This is a genomic window from Shewanella violacea DSS12, from assembly GCF_000091325.1.
GTDB lineage: Bacteria > Pseudomonadota > Gammaproteobacteria > Enterobacterales > Shewanellaceae > Shewanella > Shewanella violacea.
Genome location: NC_014012.1, coordinates 2917092 through 2937442, shown reverse-complemented (window position 1 = coordinate 2937442; position 20351 = coordinate 2917092). Strand labels below are relative to the sequence as shown.

Sequence of the window (20351 nt, the reverse complement as noted above, 5' to 3'; positions counted from 1 at the left end):
GCTAACGTTGTCAGCCGTATTAGCCAAGCTAGTTAACTCCAGTATTAACATGGATTGTTCACATATGAGTGAGAAAGAGACTAAAGTCTGGGTGAATGGCGAGCTAAACCGCCACATAGACCCACTGGATCGCGGTCTGACTTATGGTGATGGACTCTTCGCTACCATGCGAATCGTCGAAGGCAAGATTGCTTTCTTATCCGCACACTTCGCAAGACTCACTCAAGGCTCGACACGCTTAGGCTTCCCTTGGTCTCCGTCTGAGGCTCTAGTGACACAAGTTAAACATCTGGCCAAGACTCAAGTGACCGGCTGTTTAAAGCTGTTATTGACTCGCGGTACTGGTGGGCGCGGCTATGGCGCTCCACAGATGTGTGAAATAACTGAGGTTATTTCGATTACCCCTATTCCCACCCACTACGCCAGCTGGCAGAGAAGTGGTATTTCCTTAATCAGTTCACCGATTAAACTGTCTCAACAACCTAGATTAGCGGGAATAAAGCATCTCAATCGTCTCGAGCAAGTCTTGATTAAGTCAGAGACCTTACCTACAGATTATCAAGATTGGTTAGTGCTAGATGGTCTGAATAATATTGCCGAATCTTCTATGGCGAACCTATTTTTTGTTGAGGGAAAGCAGATTGTTACCCCGAGCATATCGCACTCCGGTGTCGCCGGCGTAATGCGAGAGCAAGTCATCTATGCGCTGCTTGAGGCTGGATATGATGTTGAAGCTCGTCCGATCCCTTATTTACAATTGTGCCGTTATCAACATGTATTTATGACTAATAGCTTAGTCGGTATACTGGATATCAATAACGTCGACGATTTTCACTTCACTCATGCCAATTTTACGCACGAGATAAGACAAATACTGCAGCTTACACTATGAAAAAAATAATTATTACACTCACAATTGGCTGTTTTGCCTTACTCACACTGGCCAGTGGTCTGGGTATTTGGGGCTATAAAACGATCATGGATTTTAGCCTTTCCCCCTTGAACATCACAGAGTCACAAGAGTTAGTGCTGAAAAGAGGCACTTCATTCTCATCTTTTGTCTCAACATTAGAGCAAAGAGACTTCATTACTGAAGGTTGGAAATTAAAGGCACTGGTTAAACTAAAACCTGAATTGGCCAAGATCCGCTCCGGCTTTTATGAACTCGAACCTGGTGAATCTGTGGATGAGCTACTGACAAAATTAGTCAAAGGTGAAGAGAAGGTATTTAGCGTGACCTTGATTGAAGGACAGAATATCAAGGAGTGGAGCCAAATACTCCAAGCACTACCCCATAGTCAATATGATGAAGGTGTCTTTACTGAGATTTTGAGTGACAAGGGTGATGACTCAGGTTTACCAGAAGGTAAGTTTTATCCCGATACCTACCATTATGTTGCGGGTGACGATGTAAAATCAATCCTACTGCAAAGTTATAATAAGATGCAGCAAGAGCTAGAAAAGGCCTGGGCTCAGCGAGCCACAGACTTGCCACTTAAATCGTCATATGAACTCTTAATCATGGCATCAATCATTGAGAAAGAAACGGGTAAAGCCAGTGAACGTCCGTGGATCTCAGCCGTGTTTGCTAATCGACTCAACAAGGGCATGCGTCTACAAACAGATCCTACTGTGATATATGGTATGGGTGACAGTTATCAGGGTAACATTACACGCAAAGCGCTACATGAACAGACGCCTTTCAACACCTACAAAATTAAAGGTTTGACGCCGACGCCGATCACCGCACCAAGCGGTGCATCTCTTATTGCAGCGGCACAACCTGCCGATGTGAATTACCTCTATTTTGTGTCTAAAAATGACGGCAGTCATGTGTTTTCAAAAACATTATCCGAGCACAATCGTGCCGTAAATAAATATCAGAGAAATCGATGAACAGAGAAAACAAGAGTAAATTTATTGTTATCGAAGGATTAGAAGGCGCAGGTAAATCTAGCGCCATATCTCTTGTTGGTGATTTTATCGAGAAGCACACGGGTCTAGTACCCGTATGTACCCGTGAGCCAGGTGGAACACCGCTGGCTGAGCGCATGAGAGATCTGATTAAGATTGCCGATGAAACCGATCCCTTATGCGATGAAGCTGAGTGCCTCTTACTTTATGCCGCCAGAGCACAATTGGTTGCTAATGTAATAAAGCCAGCGTTAAATCGTGGTGCCTGGGTGTTGGGTGATAGACATAACCTTTCATCACTGGCTTATCAAGGTGGTGGCCGTGGCCTAATGCCTTTAGTGCAAGTTCTGAGTAAGGCGACATTAGGTGATTTTAAACCAGATTTGACCCTCTATTTAGATATCGATCCGGCCCAAGGATTACAGCGTGCGGCTAAAAGGGGTGAGCTAGATAGGATAGAGAAACAGGCGCTGGATTTCTTCGAGAGAGCCAGGGCGACCTTCCTATCCTTTGCCAAAGAAGACGACACCATAGCCGTCATCGATGCCGGTCAGACTATGGCCGAAGTACATAAAGACATACTTGCTCTGTTACAGAGTCAGGATTGGTAATGGAAAATATCTCCTGGATCGGTGCCCCTATAAGTGAATTTAGTCAACAGATAAAGGCCGGATTACTTGGCCATGCCTACTTAGTGGGTGTGCATAAAGGCTATGGGGGAGAGGAGTTAACACTGGAACTGGCGAAGGCTGCCCTGTGTAAGAGTGCGGGCGAGCAGGGAGCCTGTGGTTTCTGCAAGTCCTGCCAGTTACTGGATGGCAATACCCATCCGGATCTCTATCGAATCACAGCAGACGGTAATCAGATTAAGGTTGATCAAATCCGCGAGCTGTGTCAAAAACTGACGCTGACATCCCAGCAAGGTGGACGCAGGGTCGCGGTCATTTACCACAGTGAGAAGCTCAATCAGGCTTCTGCCAATGCGTTATTGAAAACATTGGAAGAGCCAGGTGAAGGTACCTTACTCCTATTGCAGTCAGATACGCCAAGCAGACTCATGGCAACGATTAAGAGTCGGTGTCAGTCAGTTCACTTTGAGTCACCTTCTATGGAGGTGATTAAGGCTTGGTTATCGACAGAATCAGGCTCAGCTAAAGATGTGACCTGGTGCCTGCCTGTGATGGGAGGACCATTGGAGTTGGCTCTCGCGCTAAAAAGCGAACGTTACGCGCAACTGCTACAATTTAGGAAAGACTGGGTTCAAAGTTTGTCCTCTGGTCACCTCTGTGCTAGTTTAATTAACGTTAATGAAAAGCAAGCATCTGATGCACTTAAGGTTTTGTACTTAATCTTGAGGCAGAAATTGATAAGACAGGCAGATTTAGACGCATTGTTGAGAGTAAAAGTAACGGAATTTGGAATGAAGGTAATGGATACCTATCATAAGTTAAGTGTCATGCCGAATGTAAACTACTTAGCTCTTTTTAATGGTTTTATCTTAGAATATAATAAGCTAGCGAGATAGCCGTTTTATGATAGACCTAGTTGTTAATTTTGATACCTTACATCAGCTTTATCGCGCGTATATGCCGTTTATTCAGCCAGCGGGTCTATTTATTGCGACCAGTGAAAGTCATTATCTGGGCCAAGAGTTAACCATAGCTTATCAACTCCCTGGCTCGGTCAACAAGCATGAGTTTCAAGGCATGGTTGTTTGGATTAATCCTCTTGGTGCATCTGGCGGCCGCCCGGCGGGCATTGGCATCAAGATATTGTCCGATGCTGAATTACATAAACAGCATATAGAAACCCTATTAGCCCGTGAACTCGCCTCAGGTGATTTGACCTGCACCATGTGATTTCTCACCTTCAGCTATCATTCTCCTGCATTTATGTCCTCCCCCTCTTAAGCGCTGGCATCTGGATTTGACCCTTGCCTTATAGCTCTGTATTCTTTGAATCCATTTTAGAACTATAACTCTGCTGGAAAATCACGTGCTCATTGATTCTCATTGTCATCTCGACCGTTTAAAAGCCGCGCCCGATCACCAATCACTAAAACAGATCATCAGTGATGCCAAAGCCAGGGATGTAGACTATTTCCTGTGCGTGAATGTGCGTCAACAAGGTTTTATCTCCATGCGGGATAAGATGGCGGCGTTTGATCAAGTGTTCCTCTCTGCCGGCGTGCATCCCTTAGATGTACAAGAGGGACTGGATACCACAGAGCTCAATGAGTTTGTGAAGGAGCCCAAGGTCGTCGCAATCGGTGAGACTGGTCTGGATTACTTTTATGCCAATGAAACTAAAGCACTGCAACAGCAATGTTTCGAGCAACAGATCGAACTCGCGGTACAAGTCAATAAACCGCTTATCATACATACTCGAGATGCCAGAGAAGATACGCTTAATTTCTTAAGAAACGGCCATGCCGACAAGGTCGGTGGCGTGTTGCATTGTTTCACTGAAAACTGGGAGATGGCCAAAGCGGCCATAGATCTAGGTTTCTATATTTCAGTCTCGGGCATTGCAACCTTCAAAAATGCAGGGGATTTACGCACTGTGATGAGAAAGGTGCCAAAAGATAGGTTGTTGGTTGAAACTGATTCTCCATATCTGGCTCCTGTTCCCCATAGAGGCAAGGAGAACCAACCTGCTTTCGTTCGTGATGTCGCCGAGTTTATCGCCGAGCTGAGAGGGGAGTCCTATGAAGAGCTGGCTCAATACACATCAGATAATTTCTTCAATCTGTTTACCGATGCGGCTAAACTAGCTGGACGTTAATACCTTTAGATATTTGCTCGAATTTCAGGCAAAAAAAGACCCAAAACTATTCCGATTGTTCTGGGTCCAGGGGAATGGCTCTAATTAAAGAGCCGTGCGCTACTGTTGAGATCCTGATTAGGAATTAACTCTCTGGCTAAAAGTGTAGTCGACATAATTAGCTTGCAGCGCTTATATGCAATATTATTAATGCAGGTTTGTAAGTAAATATGTCATTGAGCATTGCTTGCATCAGAATTTACGATCTTGTCTCTGACAAGCTCTCTGGGTAAGCTGTTCTTCAATCGCTTGCCAAGATGTTTAGCTAGGCCTAAGGGAGAGTTATGATAGCTAACAATCACTTCTCCTCGTGGCTTATGCCCAGCTTCCAGAGGGATGTCCCGCCCCATTAGATATTCGGTTGCTTGTGCTTGTGACAGCTCAATCATGCTTGCCCCGGCACCAAATGCCAGTATTGCTTGGTGTTGCGCCTTGAGACCATGCTTAAGGGCGTCGGCTATTTTCATGCCTATACGTTGAAATCGCATTCGACCAATCAAGCTGTTGATTTTTTGCGGAAACAGCCAAAATTCTTGCTCCCGCTCCATGATCAGACTCTGGCTTGGCAACTCAATGGCGAAGGTATCCTGAAAATATGCCCTTAACTCAAGATCTGTTTTAGTGGAGACTTGATTGAAAGGGAAGTTTTTTTGTTTTCTCGGCTCGGGCACTTGCCTGTCTATGGCAGCTGTTTTTCTTATTTTTGCGACGAAGAAGCCTTCACTGTCATAGATCTGTGGCCAGACATGCAAGAAGCCTTCTTCCGTACAGGCCTTATCCGCGTCGATAAATAGATCACTGAGGGATTCAAATTCGACGGCATCAGGATAGATAGCCTGTAAATGTTGACACACTTCCTGGTTTTCAAAGCGACTGAGTGCACAGGTCGAATACACCAGGGTTCCGCCGGTTTTTAACGCCAGAAAAGCAGATTCAATTAAGGCTTTCTGAGTTGCAACAATTGCCTGGCTCGATTTAAGGCTCCAATTTTTTAACGCTGAAGGGTCTTTTCGTATGGTGCCTTCTCCGCTACAGGGAGCATCGAGCAAGATAGCATCGAAGGTGTCATAGAGATATTCACCGAATACCCGAGCATCGAAATGGGTGAGGGCGGTATTAGTGACTCCCATGCGCTGAACGTTAGCATGTAAGACTTTTACCCGGCTCGAAGAATATTCATTGGCGATAAGTAAGCCTGAGTTGTTCATTAAGGCGGCTAACTGTGTTGTCTTAGACCCAGGGGCCGAAGCCATATCGAGAATTGTGACATTAGCTGTTTCATTTAGCTGGGAAAATAGCGCCGTTGGTGGCAACATTGAGCTGGCTTCTTGAATGTAAAATAGACCCTGGAGATGTTCTATGGTGTTGCCTAATTGGACTTCACTGTCGAGGGATATCCAGAAGCCATCTGAGCACCATGGAATAGACTCGAGTGTCCAGCCTTTAGGTTGCATGAGTTCGATAAAATTGGCCGATGAAATTTTTAGCGTGTTGACGCGGATCGAGGCTCTCAATGGACGGCTACTGTATTGAATAAAGTCATCCATAGAGAGATGAGCTGGCATATCTTGAGTAATGCTATCGATAAAATCTTGATTTATAAGGGCCATTTTGAACCATGTACTGAGCCATATGCTAATAAAAAGCACTGTGACGAGCTAAAATTTGGCTGATTATACCATAGAGAAGACAGGCTTGAGTCCGGGTTAAGCTCAAGACTTCAGGATCTCTAGCTTAATAATCTCGATGATTCAGTGAGGCCTATAGATGATGTTTGGTTATTTTGTTTCGCCCTATTAAGGAAGGTTTGTGTTAAATCGAATTTGGTATTTCTTTTTTGTCATCGCACTGTTTGCCATTTGTGTTCAGCTATTTAATGGCAATATAGAGGTGTTGTCGGCGTCGGTGACAGCCCTGTTTAGCAGTGCAAAATTGGCGGCTGAAATTGCACTTGGCCTGATTGGGGTGCTTTCATTATGGATGGGGCTGATGCGTGTGGGGGAGAAAGCTGGGGTTGTCAGTGTGTTTGCCAGAATATTCGAACCTCTCCTATCACGGTTAATGCCGGAAGTGCCAAGGGGCCATCCGGCCTACGGCAGTATGACCATGAACCTCACCGCAAACGTGCTTGGGTTAGATAATGCAGCAACGCCACTGGGCTTAAAGGCGATGCAGGATTTACAAACGTTGAATCCGAATAAAACCGTGGCGACCAATGCCCAGATCCTGTTTTTGGTATTGAATACCTCGTCCGTAACCTTAGTGCCTGTTACTGTGTTTCTCTATCGCGCCCAGCAAGGAGCCGAGGCACCAGCCGATATATTTCTGCCTATCTTATTGGCAACCTCAGCTTCTACCATTGCCGGGGTACTTGTGGTGGCGCTGTTTCAGCGACTATCCTTGCTCAATACCGTTGTTATGGGCTACGCAGCCCTGATATTTGGTTCTATCACTGCGCTGGTTCTCTATCTGGGCACCTTGACGACGACGGCGATAGGCACCTTATCCACGGCCATGGGCAATGGCATCTTATTGCTATTGGTGTTTAGCTTTATCTTGGTCGCAGGCATACGTAAAGTTGCGGTTTACGATGAATTTATCGAAGGGGCTAAAGAAGGCTTTGCTCAATCGATAAAGCTTATTCCTTATCTACTGGCCATGTTATTGGCGATTGGCTTACTTCGCGCCTCTGGAGCCTTAGATTACTTGCTGCACCTCATCTCCGTCATCGTCTCTGTGATTGGCGGAGACACACGTTTTGTCGATGCCTTGCCTACCGCGATAATGAAGCCTTTTAGCGGCTCAGGTGCCAGAGCCATGATGTTAGAAACCATGGAGCATCATGGTGCAGATTCCTTCGCAGGTCGTTTAGCTGCGATATTTCAAGGCAGTACCGAAACCACCTTCTATGTATTAGCCGTGTATTTTGGCGCAGTTGGCATACGCAATGGACGCCATGCCTTGTTCTGTGGTTTAACCGCCGATTTGGCGGGGATCACCGCAGCGATTCTGGTGTGTTATCAGTTTTATGGCTAGCAAGAGTTAAGCAAGAGTTAAGCAAGTGTATTAAGTGGTCATATCAAAAATGAACCACTTAATACCGACATGAGTCTTATTTATAAGCATTCAAGTTGTAAACGATTACTTCAGCACAGTGACATGGCCTCTATGTTCTCTTTTTGTCATAGAGCGGGTCTTTGTTACTCGACAATCTGGGTCACAGATTATTTCGACTTCCGCAAAGCGGACACCGTCTTGGCCAGATGAGCCTATATTTTTCACACGATATTGTACCATTGCATTATGTTGACTATCTCTGCCTGTTCCATCCGAGGCTCCTAAAGAACCTGACGATGTGAGATCCATTGAGAGGATTTCAGTATCGAATGTTTGGGCTGTACCGCCTCTTCGTTGCATTTCAACTGTTGCAGTAAGGCCTAAAGGCGAAGATGCTCTTACTTCTATTTCAAAGAACACATCAAAAAAGGAATCCACAGCATTAGATGAAGGGACAAATAATAGTGGGCTAGCGGCGATAATGACTGTGGTGAGTATGCGAGTTAATTTTAACATCTCATTTTCCTCAATTAACTACTCTTCTTTAATCTAGTCATTTTTAGACCAGATATCCAAAAGGAGGAAGCTGTAACAGCTATGATAAGTACCATGATTAAAAAGTTGAGATGGTTTTTAGAGGTTTATTTCTATTATTCAATGAAATATGAATTTATTCTGAATAGATTTTTTTGTGTTGACTGAGTGTGTTATTAACCCTTAAAAGAATAAAAGTACATTGAGGGGAGAGTTAAGCAAAGTGAGCCATTTTGGGACTCACTTCTATGCTTGATTTAGAAATGATAACTTACCGAGAGCATAGGACCTATGAAACTATAGTAGAGATTGTAATTAGCCACATGGACATCACCGACATGTGTTTTCTTGCTGTATTCGACGTCAACTTCATAGTAATTAAATGCCGCCGTCATGTGCCAGCTTTCGGTGATCTCAGCCTCAATACCTGCACGAATGTCAATTAGGCTACCCTTGAGATCGTCAAGCTTGATATAGAAGTATTGGGCATGGGCAGTGAACCTAAATCCTGGGCTAAATTCATAGTCGCCATAAAGACCAATATCGGGAAGAGGGGCGGTGACACTTTCATCGATGGCTCTGTGGACTAGCTGCTGTTCACATTTGATAACAAGGTTTTGTTCAATACAAGCACCGATATCGCCCTCAAAGCCTGTTTTGATAAACATGGTATGTAAGCCCACAGACAGGCCTAAGTTGTAGTTATTACCTTGGTAAAAATTATAGCCGTAACCTAACCTGGCGATATCCATATTCAAGGTGGTCTTGAGCTTAGCACCTGCTTTAATGTCGTATATTTTATCTTCCAGATTGACCTGGAATGGTGTGGTTATTCCCTGAATGTCTGCTGTTCGATGCAACTGTTTCCAGTCGATATACAGGCTGTGGCGTTCATTGAAGTGATAGGACATCTCGAAGAAAGGTAAAAATTGAGATTCCTCAAGCTTAAGGTCTTTTTCAAAATCGATCTTAAAATCTTCACCTAAGACAGGATTGGTTACATTCATGCTCGAATTCGAGTTGGAATAAAAGCCACCGACTCTGAGCACAACTTGAGAATCTACCTCTTTGACAGAAGCTGTGTCTTGCAGATCATTATCTGCTGCAAATGTTTGGCAAGCGGCCAAGAGGCATAAAAACGAGATGCCTAAAATTTTCAGCATTAAGGCGACTCCGTCAAATTTATTATAGTTGTAAGTACTTGATTCTATTGAGTTGGAATCATTTAGTAATACTATAGTATCAGGTTATGCTTGCTTGTGAATGATTTGTATCAAAAAATGTCATGAAATGTTGTGGGTTCCGCGAGGGGGGCTGATTCTGCGAATGCTTCTATGTCAGGCAGATATTGGCTAGGATTGATGTGAGAAAAAGAGTAAATGTCTGTGATATGAATATTATTAGAGCAAAGGTGACATGACTTGTGGTGGAGGCTGTTTGAACTACAACGTCTCTATTGTGCAATAGAGACGTTGGAATGAAACTTGTTATTGAGATACCTGCACATGGTCAATTATAGGTATCTGCTGACTAATACGACTGTCCAAGTTATGCCGCACAGAGCCAAGCTCATAAATACCGCAGCAGAGGCGATATCTTTGGCCTGTCCGCTTAAGGTATGGATCTCATCGCCTATCCTATCGACGACGGCTTCGATGGCTGAATTTAATAATTCAACAATCAATACGATAAAGAGGGTAAAGATAAGTAATAACTTCTCAATCGTGGTGACATCAACTATCAGTGCGATAGGCAACATGATGATGGCTAACATGAGTTCTTGCCTAAATGCCGCTTCGTGGATCCAGGCTGCCTTGAGTCCTTTCATTGAGAAGCCTGTAGCCCTCAATACCCGCTTTATACCGTGATTATTTTCTGGTTTCATAATTTCCCGTCTAAGACATTCTACCCGCTCTCGGAGAGTAAAACCTTGTGTGGCCATCAAATTGATACACTGATGGCTTGCACTGCTATATAAATTTCGCCGAGTATATCACTTGGAATATATGAGACCAGTTACAATTAATTTGGTTCATGTTCTACACTGATATTTATCGCCAATACCTAGCTGTTTAAATAAAGCAATTCCCACAGGTTAAAGGATTTACCTGTTCCAAAAGACGAAGGAGCCTTCCATGTATCGACTCGTTTTAAGGCAGCTTGCACTGATTATCATGCTCTGCAGCACTTATCTATATCCTCAACTGAGTCAGTCCAGACCCATACTTACTAATATCCAACAGGCAGTGCACACGGATATTGCAGGCCCCATATCTGACTATCTTATTAGCGAAAAACTCGATGGCGTCAGAGGATTTTGGGATGGCCGTCAGATGAGCTCTCGCTCAGGTCGATTAATTGCTATACCTGACTGGTTTGTTGACGGCTTTCCAACTTATCCTTTAGATGGTGAGCTTTGGATGGGAAGAGGGACCTTCGAGCAGATGTCGTCTCTGGCAAGAAGAAAAGAGCCTATCCATGCACAGTGGCGAAAGGTTAAGTTTATGGTGTTCGATATGCCAGCTCATCCGGGGTCTTTTGTCGAAAGATATACCAAGGCAAGTAAAGATTTGACTCTAGGTGCTGATTATATTGTTCTGGTAGAACAGAAGAGGCTGGAAAATCAGCATCAGCTCGATACCTGGTTCAGCGAGGTGGTGGTCAACGGCGGCGAAGGGCTGATGCTGCACCAGCTGAGTTCATTGTATATTGCCGGTCGCAATTCGAATCTGATTAAATATAAGCCTTATTATGATGCCGAGGCGAGAGTCATCGCCTACCAAGGTGGCAAGGGAAAGCTTGCAGGTGTGATGGGGTCTTTGCTTGTTGAAAACCACCAGGGTGTCAGATTCAAGTTAGGTACTGGTTTTAGTATGAAAGAGAGGAAGCACCCACCCGAGATAGGCTCGACCGTCACTTATCAGTATTCAGGGCTTACCCAGAAAGGTACCCCCAGATTCGCCAGATTTCTGAGGGTGAGGCCTCTTGAGTAGACTAGATGAAAGACACTCAAGCTAACTCGAGCGTCTTTTCCTGTTTAAGTTACATATGCACTATTCAATCCATGGCATCAAGGTTTCCTCCACACCAATAGGTCGGGAAGAGGGGATGAGTGGGCTGTATTGTTTGCTCGAACTTGGGCTTGCCAATGTTTTGGGTGAAGCAATGGCCCCGGGTATGACATCGGCAGGCTCTATTGCATGCTTTGCTGCGGTATTGCCCGATATTAAGAACTGACCCTCCTTAGAATAGTTGAGCTGTTTGTAATAGAGGTGAATGTTGTCCCAGTCGTTGTAATCTCGCATGGTGTCGTATCGGGCTGAAACATAATCCGGTGCATAGTAGTCATAATTGATATTAAAGCTGGAGGTCTGGTTAGAGACCAAGCCGTCACAGGTAAGATCTATGCCTCCTTCGACATAGGCTTCATTAAAACCAGCTTCGTTAAAACTAGCATGGTTACCATAAGAGTAATCTAGATTATAGCTTTGCCACTGGGTCTCGAGTCCCCCGGGGAAGTTGCGCCTGGAGACATCTGAGCCATATTTAGTTTCTAGTTGCGCCAAACAAGCCGCATTCTTATCACGTCTTACTCCTGCGTAATGTCTGTCCGAGATCATCTCTTTTTCATTGAGACCATTGCCGGTATAGGGGACACCACTTAGGGCGTAGGCATAGTTCATGACACTTAAGTAGTTAGGTTTAAAATTTGGCTCATAGTTGGGGTAGGTATCGGGCCAACCACCGTGACTGAGTCCTAATATGTGCCCAAATTCGTGCATAAAGACTGACGCTTGGCTGTTGATCATCCTGTTAAGTTCAGTTCCACTCGTGTCGTTGAGAAACCAGCGACTCTTGCTTGCTTGTGAAGGTGAGCCAAGGGCAACATAGAAATAGTAGTCAAAATAATCCGGAGCCTGGCCAGAAGAACCTTCGCCGCCTGCGGCCTGTGAGCTGGCAAACAGGGCATAGTAAAATAATCTTGCTCGCTCTGGTCGGTTGTCAAAATAGACTGGCATATAGCTGAACACGCCAGGGTAAGTATCGTTATTTTTCATTCCAGGAACGGCATAATTACCATCATACTCGTTACGCCAATCAGATAAGCCAATCCAAGGAGAGTATTGCACCGCTTGTCCGCCGCCTAAATTATAGTTTTGAGGACCTGAGCCAAACAGGCCACCAAGATCGAAATGCAAGCTATAACCATGGTCTGCAAAAACAGATTTAAGCTTATCAAACACTTCTCTGCGGGGCTGGGTACCATGATCGCCAGAGCTTGCTTTACTCATATAGTCGACCTCGATAAACAGGTCTGTTTGTCCTGTACGCGCGCCCCAATCGTAGACTGGCATGCCAAAGAAGCTCATGCCTGGCTGCTCTGCACAATCTGGTATACCGTCGTTATCATTGTCTATATTGATATTACTGCAATAGGGCTGTACTGGATTTTGTAAGGTACCGACATTTAGATTCCAGCTCAGTGTCTGACGAGAGGTATAACCGCCGCTGGTGATCTCAAACTGGACCGTTTCAACATTAGAGCTGCGCTGACCGAAGTGGCTATAGCTATAGGTAAATGGGGCGTAGTTATCAGCATTATGATCCACAGCGCTAGAGACAAAACCATATTTACCCTGACAGGTGATCTTCATCGTATATTGACTGGGATTGAACCTTGCTCCTTGGACGTAGATATTGCCGCTGAAAGAGAAGTCATCGAATGAATCGCCGTAACGACTTATGTCTATGCCGCCATTGATATCGGCTAGGTTACAGGTATCAAGAGATTCTATGGTGATAGTCTTAGGCGCTGAATCACCACTGGTCACATTGCCACACATGGCGGCAACTTTAACTTGATAGCTACCTGGGTCTAACTGACTAAACAACTTGGCATTGGAGGCCTGTGTGCCACTGGTTTGCCATGTACCGTTAGTGGCAAGCTTGAGCTGGTAGTGAGTCGCCGATGGCACAGCTGACCAGACTGCCTGAAAACTGCTGTCGCTGACTCGTGATAGCGCTAGATTAGTCGGTACAATAAGTTGCTCAGGGCATTGGGCTGTCAATATCACCTCTAGCCATTCACTTTCACTGATGATGCTATTGTCACAATCGGTATGGGCAACCACGCGAACATATTGGCTCGAGTTAGCGTTTAAGCCATCGAGCGTCATGCTAGTACTGGTAGTGGTGTCAAGCGTCGACCATTGGCCTGAAACCCACAGCTGCACACTATAGCTATCGGCATTGGGCACGCTATTCCAGTTAAGCTCAAAGCCATTTTGGTGCAGATTTGTGGTAACTAGGCTAGTCGCTTTGTCTAGCTGAGTAGGGCAAGCCGTCTGTGAGAGCGTCACAGATATCCAATCACTTTCACCGACCACTGACTGATCGCAATCAAGCTGAGCCAGAATACGCACATATTGCTCACTCAATGAAGCAAGCCCGCTCAAGGGGTAGGTAAGTGCAGAGGTGGTGGCCAAGCTTGACCAAGCACCATTGAGCCAGAGTTGAACCTGGTATTGGTCGGCCTTGTCGACCTCGGCCCAGCTTAATGTAAAACCTGTCGAGTGGATTTGGCTGGCTTGTAGAGATTGAGGCGCGCTGAGACTAACTGGGCATGTACTAGCGCCGGTTATCTCAACTGTGATATAGCTGCTATCCGCGCTTTGCCCGCATTGGTTACTGGCATTGACGCGTAAATATTCAGTACCTGTTGCCACTTGAGTAAATTGATGAGCAGTGCTGGTGCTACTAGCGGCTTCAACCCAACCTGAATTATCATCCCAGCGCGTCACTTGATAGTGCTCGGCATTAGTGACTGTATTCCAGCTAGCCGTGAAGCCTGTACCTGTCATTGAACTGGCGACTAAACCGCTAGGAGTCTCAGGCGCTGTACATTGAGCTATACCATCCATATTAACGGCAAACCATTCACTTGGGGCGCTCTGTTCATTACAGCTATTAATGGCAGTGACATTAAAATAGTAAACGCCAGCAGAGAGTCCTGTGAAGGTCGCGGATGATGAGGTACTTGATACCGATTGGTAGCGATTATCGAGATAGGTTTGTAGCTGATAACCTGTTGCCCCATAAACGGCGCTCCATGATAGCGTCACAGCCGTGCCGGCATTATTATTAAGGGAAACTCCCGTGGGTTGTGACATTGCAATACAGGTTTGGGCCTGGGCAAAGGGAATATTAATCATTAAAAGCAGCATCAGCAGGCAAGCCTGCCAAAACGGCCTTGAATGGGGGTTATAAGTGAGTGTGAACTTTGGAAGCATAATGTCACCTTGACTGTTTGTATAAGATATACGTTAGTTGTTGGTGAAATACTAATCGCTATTTAGTTGGGGTCAATAGAGTAAAAAATAGCCAGACAGTTTAATGGCAATTAAATGTCTAACTGTCCATGTGATTGTTTTTTATGCTTTTAGTTAAGGGTTTTAATATGTGGTTTATTTTTAGTGACATAAAATCTCCCCTTGATGACAAGGCTTGTACCTTCTGTGCACTGAAAATATTTTGAAATAAATTATAACTTTGTGTACTTAGGCCGCTAGGGAGAAAGCTTAATTACCACAAGAATAAATGCTATGTTTGAATAAATTTGCTTGAAGGGGCTTGGTATTAATATGGAACGAATTGACTCTGTACTCTTTGTTTGTCTGGGTAACATATGCCGCTCGCCCAGTGCCGAAGCTGTGTTTCGGTATAAGGCTAAGCAAAATGGCTTAGATATTAGAATCGATTCGGCAGGGATGATAGCGAATCATAGCGGGCAAGCTCCCGATAAGCGCTCGGTGGCTGCCGGTATGAAAAGAGGATTTGATTTCAGTAATATGATGGCAAGGCAGGTGACTCAGGCGGATTTTGTCGATTTTGATCTGATATTAGCTGCTGATAAGCAAAATCTGGCAGACTTAACAGAGCGTTGCCCTGAGCAATATCGAGCAAAACTGGCCTTGATACTGGATCTTGATGATAACGATAAGGTGCAGGAGGTACCAGATCCGTATTATGGTGCGGGGGATGGCTTCGAACGGGTTTTAGACTTGTTAGAGCTAAGCTGCGATAGCCTAGTACAGAGGATACTCAAGACTAAGTGCTAATGATAAAGTGCAAGTCCTTGTATTTATTGGCTTAATTCAAGCGATGTAAACGACATGAGTAAGGGCTGCTCTGGCTCCCTTACTCATTAATAATAGGCAACTATGGGTTAGCTATAGGTAATCCATAGGTTATCTATGGCGCTTGCCTTCCTGTTTGAGTCTGGCTTTTTCTTTCCTTTTCTCTTCTTTCACGGCCTTTTCAGCCATTATCACCGCAACTTCTGCTTTTTCTTGTTCAGCCATTTCAGGCGTTTCTAATGAAAGTTGGCCCATTTTTCCTGAACGGAATTCATGAAGGACCAATTCTGATACCTTATGTAAGTCGATACGTCCACCTGGGCGCAGTGCCCCTCTTTTTCGGCCAATGGCCTCCAATAACTCGATATCGGTCTCGGGTAGCTCTGTAAGCTTATAACGCTCGGCAATCGCTTCTGGGTAGGCCTTTAAAAAGTACTCGGCAGCAAACATGGCGACATCTTCATATTCCATGGCGGTATCTTTGATAGCACCAGTGATAGCTAAGCGATAACTGCTCTTTTCATTGTCTACTTTTGGCCAGAGAATACCCGGGGTATCAGATAAGACTATGCCATTTCTTAAGTTGATACGCTGCTGCACTTTGGTCACAGCAGGTTCATTACCTGTCTTGGCAATCATACGGCCTGCGAGAGTATTGATGATGGTGGACTTACCTACGTTGGGGATCCCCATGATCATGGTACGGATGTCTTTTTCGAGTTTGTCCCGGCTTGGGACAAATTTACGGCAGAGGTCAGGGATTTTCTTCACTTGTGCGGCTTGCAATGTAGTGATGGCCATGGCTTTAACGCCTTGCTCCCGCTCCAGATATTCTATCCATCTTTGGGTGACTTCAGGATCGGCTAAGTCTGACTTGTTTAAAAGCTTAATACAGGGCTTGTCACCACGAAGTGTTGAAACAACAGGATTCTCACTGCTGTATGGGATCCTCGCATCGAGTACCTCGATCACAAGATCGACCTGAGGCATGACCTCTTCGATCTCTTTACGTGCTTTATGCATATGTCCGGGATACCACTGAATAGCCATTTTATTGCTCTGTATTAGTTTTGATGTGGGGATTTTACCTTGTTAGGGAAAAATTTCACTAAAAAAGCGCCTTAAGGCGCTTTTTTATGGGAAGTCACTGGATTAGTGACTAGATAACACCTAATTCTCTCAATCGTTCCATCAAATAACTGTCAGCCGTGTAACGGCTAGAGAGCACAACCTCAGGATTTGGATGTAAGAATAACGGCAAGGATACCCTAGGCTTAGACATATCAGTGCCCACAGGATTGATCACTCTATGGGTGGTCGATGGGAAGTAACCGCCGGAAGCTTCTTGCAACATATCACCGATATTGATGATCAGGTTACCGAAATCACAAGGCACGTCAATCCATTCGCCGTCTTGGCCTTTCACCTGCAGACCCGGTTCATTCGCAGCGGGTAACAGAGTAATAAGGTTAATGTCTTCATGAGCCGCGGCGCGGATAGCACCCACTTCTTCATCACCAGTCATTCCTGGGTAATGTAATATGCGCAGCAAGGTCTTATGACTGCCTTCAATCATCTTAGGTAAGGCAATGGAGTAATTTACCGCAACATCTTCGGGAGAATGCGCTTCTATCCACTGAAGCAACTCTTCAGCAAGCTCATTGGCAGCTTGATAGTAAGCTAAGATGTTCTCTTTTAAGGATTCAGGGATACGTCCCCAAGGATAGACATGGTAATACTCCTTGATATCTTTAACCGTGTGACCTTTAGCCGTTTCTGATACTTCTGCAGGGAAGAAGCCATCTTGGGTTTCAGGCTTAAACAGAAAATCATGCTTGTCTTCACTGTTGAAGAAGGCTTGCCATTCTGTGTAAATTTTTTCTACTAAGGCCTTATCGATAGGATGATTAGCCAGCACGCCAAAACCGGTATCTTTCAATGATTGGACGAACTTAGCTGCACTATCGGGTGCTTTATAATCGATTGTTTCTAATATCATCTCTGTCTTCTTAACTTTTTATAATAATAAACCCAGGTTAGTTTATCTAGGCTAAGGCTGAGGGGCAATTAAGTGGGATGAATATCGTCCCATCATTGTTTCTTAAATAGATAAGCCTTGGTTCTAGTGTGGAATAATAATTGTAGAATAAAGACATATGCGAGAACAGGTGAGTGGAAAATAGTTTTACAAAAATTCGGCGAGCAGACAATAAATAACGGTTTATCTTGCGTCGTTTATATTTGAAAGAGAAAATAAAGATCTTAGGTCTAATCTATACGACAAATTAAGAGTAACAAGTATGCGTGAACTCACCGATTTTGAACGACATGTGATTGAAGAAAAAGGCACCGAACGGCCTTTTAGCGGGGAGTACCATCTGCATGATGCACTGGGGAGTTATGTGTGTAAACGTTGTGACGCGCCCCTGTATTTATCTGAACATAAGTTTAATGCCCATTGTGGCTGGCCAGCGTTCGATGATGAGATCAAAGGGGCGGTTAAACGAGTTACCGATGCCGATGGTCACAGAGTCGAGATTGTCTGCGCTCAATGTGATGCCCATCTGGGACATGTGTTTGAAGGTGAGTATTTGACTGAGAAAAATACCCGTCATTGTGTCAATTCCGTTTCTATGGTGTTTAAGACTAATGCTGTAACCGATAAGCCAAACAAGTATCAGTTGGCGACGCTTGGCGGGGGATGTTTCTGGTGTTTCGAAGCTATTTTTACTCAGCTTAAAGGGGTTACTTCAGTTAAGTCTGGATATTGTGGCGGTGATGAGGCAAGCGCAAATTATAATGCAGTCTGCTCGGGTATGACCGCCCATGCCGAAGTCGTCCATATCGCATTTGACCCAAAAATCATCAGCTTTAAGGACTTACTCGCAGTGTTTTGGCAGAGTCATGATCCCACCACCTTGAATCAGCAAGGTCATGATATTGGTCCGCAATATCGCTCGGTTGTTTTCGTCCATGATGAAGAACAGGGTGATCTGGCCAATCAGGTGATAGAAGAGTTAACCCGAGCTCAGGTCTGGTCTAAGGCGATAGTCACAGAGATCTCGGCTTTTGATACCTTCTATGGCGCAGAGAATGTCCATAATGACTATTTTGAGAAAAATGGTGAGCAAGCTTATTGCCAAATGGTCGTGAGGCCTAAGGTGGAGAAGTTTAGAGCCATTTTTGCTGATAAGTTGAAATGATGATATTGAGTTAAATATAAAAAAGGCGAGCTAAGCTCGCCTTTTTTATGTCTGGAATTCAGACTTGATTACTCGAAATTAATCTAGCTTATCATCGCCAATCTTATAGTGAGGATCTTCGATAAGGTTCACTTCGACCAAGTCGCCTGCCTTATGCAGTAACCGCTTACAGTCATTGCTCAAGTGACGCAGATGTAACTTCTTACCCGATGCCACATATCGTTCAGCTAGGGTATCAATGGCATCCAGCGCCGAGTGATCACATACACGTGAATTTTGGAAATCGACTATCACATCATCGGGATCGGTATTGTTGTGGAATAATTCTAAGAAATCGGCCGCAGAACCGAAGAATAGAGGTCCGTTGAGTTTATAGACTTTCCAACCATTGGCATCTTCAGTTATCTCTACATTGATATGCTTAGCATGCTCCCAGGCAAATACTAGGGCTGAGACTATGACACCGACGAACACGGCAAATGCCAAATCAGTAAACACAGTGACAACAGTAACCAAGACAATGACGAAGGCATCGTGTTTAGGCACTTTACGCATCACCTTAAAGCTGGCCCACTCGAATGTACCGAGAACAACCATAAACATCACACCCACCAGAGCGGCGAGGGGGATCATCTCTATCATAGCCGAACCGAACAGGATGAAACCAAGCAGTGTCAAGGCCGCAGTAACACCGGACAGGCGACCACGTCCACCTGAGTTGATGTTGATCATTGACTGTCCAATCATGGCACAACCACCCATGGCACCGAAGAAACCGCTGGTGATGTTACCTACACCTTGGCCGATACATTCCTTGTTACCTTTGCCACGAGTGTTGGTCATCTCATCGATAACTGTGAGTGTCAGCAGAGACTCTATCAAACCAACAGCGGCAAGAATGAGTGAGTAAGGCAGAATGATATACAGGGTCTCTAAATTGAATGCCACCGCAGGGATAGAGAAACTAGGTAAGCTTCCGGCTATGGTTGCATTCTCATCACCACTCATGGACTTGAGGAAGTCTAACACTGTACGGGTATCTAGCTCTAAGAAAACCACCATAAGGGTGACAGTCACAATAGCAACGAGTGAAGAGGGGATGGCTGTGGTTAGCTTAGGCAAGAAATGTATTATGCCCATAGTGAGCGCCACTAGACCAATCATCAGAGCGAGTTGATCTTGGGGCAACCAAGTCAAAACACCATTAATATCAGGTACTTTAAACTGACCCAGTTGTGCTAAGAAGATGACTATGGCTAAACCATTGACGAAACCTATCATCACAGGATAGGGCACGATGCGAATAAACTTCCCGAGTTTGAGCAGGCCAAATGAGACCTGGAGTATACCGGCTAACACAACAGCGGCGAAGAGGTAAGCCACCCCGTGCTCGGCGACCAAGGCGACCATGACCACGGCCATAGCACCGGTAGCGCCTGAGATCATGCCCGGACGTCCACCTATGAGTGCAGTGATTAGACCCATGATGAAAGCGGCATAGAGGCCCACCATTGGCTCCACACCGGCGACAAAAGCAAATGCGACAGCTTCAGGTACCAGTGCGAGTGCGACAGTTAAGCCTGAGAGTAGATCAGCTTTACTGCTAGCAGTTTTGTGACGAATTATATCGAACATTTAGCCTCTGTTATCAAATTGTTGTATTGGGAGGGGTTTAATCGCGGAT

General features: G+C 44.9%; 18 protein-coding genes. 10 read left to right on the top strand and 8 right to left on the bottom strand.

What is annotated here, in order from left to right:
* Positions 1–64: 64 nt before the first annotated feature.
* The 6 genes from pabC to SVI_RS12175 all read left to right on the top strand — a co-directional run bounded on the left by pabC (position 65) and on the right by SVI_RS12175 (position 4698).
* Positions 65–892 carry an aminodeoxychorismate lyase gene (gene pabC, locus SVI_RS12200; protein ID WP_041419912.1) on the top strand — a complete coding sequence of 276 codons (828 nt, stop codon included), beginning with the start codon at positions 65–67 and terminating at the stop codon, positions 890–892.
* Entirely contained in the window at positions 889–1896 is a 1008-nt protein-coding gene (mltG, locus tag SVI_RS12195) for an endolytic transglycosylase MltG (protein ID WP_013051847.1), read from the top strand. The genes pabC and mltG overlap by 4 nt, the downstream gene beginning before the upstream one ends.
* Positions 1893–2525, top strand: coding sequence for a dTMP kinase (tmk, locus tag SVI_RS12190; protein ID WP_013051846.1), 633 nt, complete (start codon positions 1893–1895; stop codon positions 2523–2525). The genes mltG and tmk overlap by 4 nt, the downstream gene beginning before the upstream one ends.
* The gene (gene holB / locus SVI_RS12185; protein WP_013051845.1) at positions 2525–3439 is read left to right on the top strand and encodes a DNA polymerase III subunit delta'; all 915 of its coding nucleotides are present in this window, start codon (positions 2525–2527) and stop codon (positions 3437–3439) included. Before tmk ends, holB begins: the two co-directional genes overlap by 1 nt.
* A gap of 7 nt (positions 3440–3446) precedes the next feature.
* A complete protein-coding gene (locus SVI_RS12180; RefSeq protein WP_013051844.1) occupies positions 3447–3773 on the top strand; it encodes a PilZ domain-containing protein in 327 nt (108 codons plus the stop codon).
* A gap of 136 nt (positions 3774–3909) precedes the next feature.
* Positions 3910–4698, top strand: coding sequence for a TatD family hydrolase (locus SVI_RS12175; RefSeq protein WP_013051843.1), 789 nt, complete (start codon positions 3910–3912; stop codon positions 4696–4698).
* Positions 4699–4910: 212 nt separating this feature from the next.
* Here SVI_RS12175 and rsmF read toward each other — a convergent pair whose 3' ends face one another.
* The gene (rsmF, locus tag SVI_RS12170; protein WP_013051842.1) at positions 4911–6347 is read right to left on the bottom strand and encodes a 16S rRNA (cytosine(1407)-C(5))-methyltransferase RsmF; all 1437 of its coding nucleotides are present in this window, start codon (positions 6345–6347) and stop codon (positions 4911–4913) included.
* A 199-nt stretch (positions 6348–6546) separates the two neighbouring features.
* Here rsmF and SVI_RS12165 point away from each other — a divergent pair, with 199 nt between their 5' ends.
* The gene (locus SVI_RS12165; protein WP_013051841.1) at positions 6547–7773 is read left to right on the top strand and encodes a nucleoside recognition domain-containing protein; all 1227 of its coding nucleotides are present in this window, start codon (positions 6547–6549) and stop codon (positions 7771–7773) included.
* 105 nt (positions 7774–7878) lie between these two features.
* Here SVI_RS12165 and SVI_RS12160 read toward each other — a convergent pair whose 3' ends face one another.
* The 3 genes from SVI_RS12160 to SVI_RS12150 form a co-directional block, all read right to left on the bottom strand.
* Positions 7879–8310, bottom strand: a complete 432-nt coding sequence (locus tag SVI_RS12160) for a hypothetical protein (RefSeq protein WP_013051840.1) — start codon at positions 8308–8310, stop codon at positions 7879–7881.
* Between the two features lie 275 nt (positions 8311–8585).
* Positions 8586–9491, bottom strand: a complete 906-nt coding sequence (locus SVI_RS12155) for a DUF481 domain-containing protein (protein ID WP_013051838.1) — start codon at positions 9489–9491, stop codon at positions 8586–8588.
* Between the two features lie 350 nt (positions 9492–9841).
* Positions 9842–10213 (bottom strand): diacylglycerol kinase, encoded by a 372-nt coding sequence (locus tag SVI_RS12150; RefSeq protein WP_013051837.1) that lies wholly within the window; start codon positions 10211–10213, stop codon positions 9842–9844.
* Between the two features lie 250 nt (positions 10214–10463).
* On the opposite strand from SVI_RS12150, the gene SVI_RS12145 reads away from it, so the two are divergent.
* Complete coding sequence (locus SVI_RS12145) at positions 10464–11321, top strand: DNA ligase (protein ID WP_013051836.1); 858 nt, start codon at positions 10464–10466, stop codon at positions 11319–11321.
* A gap of 60 nt (positions 11322–11381) precedes the next feature.
* Here the strand turns inward: SVI_RS12145 and SVI_RS12140 are convergent, their stop codons facing one another.
* On the bottom strand, positions 11382–14618 hold the full coding sequence (locus tag SVI_RS12140) for a fibronectin type III domain-containing protein (protein ID WP_013051835.1): 3237 nt from the start codon (positions 14616–14618) through the stop codon (positions 11382–11384).
* A 351-nt stretch (positions 14619–14969) separates the two neighbouring features.
* Between SVI_RS12140 and SVI_RS12135 the strand changes: the two genes are divergently transcribed.
* On the top strand, positions 14970–15446 hold the full coding sequence (locus SVI_RS12135) for a low molecular weight protein-tyrosine-phosphatase (RefSeq protein WP_013051834.1): 477 nt from the start codon (positions 14970–14972) through the stop codon (positions 15444–15446).
* Between the two features lie 129 nt (positions 15447–15575).
* Here the strand turns inward: SVI_RS12135 and ylqF are convergent, their stop codons facing one another.
* Together ylqF and SVI_RS12125 are read right to left on the bottom strand one after the other, a co-directional pair.
* Positions 15576–16514 carry a ribosome biogenesis GTPase YlqF gene (gene ylqF / locus SVI_RS12130; protein ID WP_013051833.1) on the bottom strand — a complete coding sequence of 313 codons (939 nt, stop codon included), beginning with the start codon at positions 16512–16514 and terminating at the stop codon, positions 15576–15578.
* 109 nt (positions 16515–16623) lie between these two features.
* Positions 16624–17463, bottom strand: coding sequence for an isopenicillin N synthase family dioxygenase (locus tag SVI_RS12125; protein ID WP_013051832.1), 840 nt, complete (start codon positions 17461–17463; stop codon positions 16624–16626).
* Between the two features lie 301 nt (positions 17464–17764).
* Between SVI_RS12125 and SVI_RS12120 the strand changes: the two genes are divergently transcribed.
* Complete coding sequence (locus SVI_RS12120; protein ID WP_013051831.1) at positions 17765–18667, top strand: bifunctional methionine sulfoxide reductase B/A protein; 903 nt, start codon at positions 17765–17767, stop codon at positions 18665–18667.
* A 78-nt stretch (positions 18668–18745) separates the two neighbouring features.
* Here SVI_RS12120 and SVI_RS12115 read toward each other — a convergent pair whose 3' ends face one another.
* Entirely contained in the window at positions 18746–20302 is a 1557-nt protein-coding gene (locus SVI_RS12115; protein ID WP_013051830.1) for a SulP family inorganic anion transporter, read from the bottom strand.
* Positions 20303–20351: the final 49 nt, after the last annotated feature.